General features: G+C 68.7%; 2 protein-coding genes. Both read left to right on the top strand.

Features of this window, described 5'->3' with window-relative positions; genetic code table 11:
- Positions 1-782, top strand: a 782-nt coding sequence (locus FFS27_RS32500) for a LysR family transcriptional regulator (protein WP_137952543.1), incomplete at its 5' end; no start/stop codon positions are given.
- Between the two features lie 98 nt (positions 783-880).
- Positions 881-1,663: ATP-binding protein (locus FFS27_RS32495; RefSeq protein WP_171019284.1), on the top strand; the 783-nt coding region annotated here is incomplete at its 3' end.

Raw genomic sequence — 1,663 nt, 5'->3', positions numbered from 1 at the left:
GCGTAACCCTCTTGCACCGCACCACCCGCCGTCTTTCGCTGACCGCCGCCGGCGCCGCGCTGCTGCCCGAGGCGCAGGCGTTGCTGGTGCAGGCCGAGCGCGCGCGGCAGGCGGTGGCGCGCTTGCAGGAGCGAGCGGAAGGACGGGTGCGGGTGACCCTCCCGGTCTCGCTGGGCGAGACCCTGTTCGACGCGCTGCTGGAGGACTTCCAGGAACGCCATCCGCTGCTGCGCGTCGAGCTGGACCTGTACAACGGCCTGCGCGACCTGGTTGGCGAGGGCTTCGACCTGGCGATCCGCTCTGGGGTCGAGCAGGACGCCCGGCTGGTGGCGCGGCCGCTGTTCGTCCTGCAGGAAATCACCTGCGCCAGTCCCGCCTACCTGGCGCGACATGGCGAGCCGCAACGCCCGGCCGAGCTGGCCGAGCGCGAGTGCCTGCTGAACTCGCACTACAGCGGCCACGAGGAGTGGCTCTATCACCGCCACCATCGGCTGGAGCGGGTACGGGTTGCCGGCTTTCTCGCCAGCAACCACTACAGCCTGTTGAAGAAAGCCGCGCTGGCCGGCACCGGCATCGCCCGGCTGCCGTCATACATGGTCCACGACGAACTGGGCGACGGCCGCCTGGCCTGGTTGCTGCGCGACTACCAGACGCGCAGCACGCCGATGTTCCTCGTCCATCCGTTCCAGGGCGGCCTGCCGCGGCGCACCCAGGTGCTCGCCGATTACCTGCTCGACTGGTTCGAGCGCAGCCGGCGACAATTGATCGGCCTGGAGGGTTGAACATTTCGCCGCGACGCGGCTCTATTGCACTCCGGGCCGCTTCCGTGCGGCCTGAAGCTCATCGCGGGCACGCCGTTGCACAAGGAACGTGACGGAACGTGGCAGAATCCCGCACCGGACCGCTCGCGCGCGAGCGGACGCCATTCATCGAACGCTTGGATAGGGACATGCAAAGCAGCTTTCCGCAATCGAACACTCCCCAGATCCGTCGCGCTGGAGTCGACCTCAACGGCGTGATGTCGGTGCTCAGCAAGCACCTCTATTCCACGCCCACCGTGGCGTTGCGCGAGCTGGTGCAGAACGCCCACGACTCGATCCTCCGTCGCCGCCTGGAGCAGCCCGACTGGCAAGGGCCGTCGCGAATCGAGGTGATCGGCGACAGCGCCAGCAACACCGTGCGCATCGTCGACACCGGCGCCGGCCTCACCGAACACGAAATCCACGCCTACCTGGCCACCGTCGGCGTCGGCTACACCCGCGGACTGCGCCAGTCCGGCCACGAGGACAGCGGGCTGATCGGCATGTTCGGCCTGGGCTTCCTCTCCGCTTTCGTCCTGGCCCGCCGGGTCAGCGTGCGGACCACGTCTTACCAGCACCCGGAGCTGGGCTTCTGCTACGTCTCCAGCAACGCCGAGCAATACAGCGTGACGCCGATGCCGGCGCGCCCGGTAGGCACCGAGATCACCCTCGAACTGCAGGACGAATACAGTGCGCTGACCCAGGCCGCGCGCCTGCGCGAGATCCTTGAACGCTACTGCGTGCTGTTGCGCGAGCCGATCCACGTCGGCGGCGACGCCCAGCCGATCAACCCGGAGCCGCCGCCGTGGCGGCTGGCCGCCGACGCCGCGCTGCACCCGCTGCAACCTGCCCCTTATACACAT

Origin of the sequence: Pseudomonas sp. 2VD (genome assembly GCF_005503585.1) — a bacterium.
Classification (GTDB): domain Bacteria; phylum Pseudomonadota; class Gammaproteobacteria; order Pseudomonadales; family Pseudomonadaceae; genus Pseudomonas; species Pseudomonas aeruginosa.
Note: the sequence above shows the minus strand (reverse complement) of the source record. Positions and strands in the feature narration are given on the sequence as shown.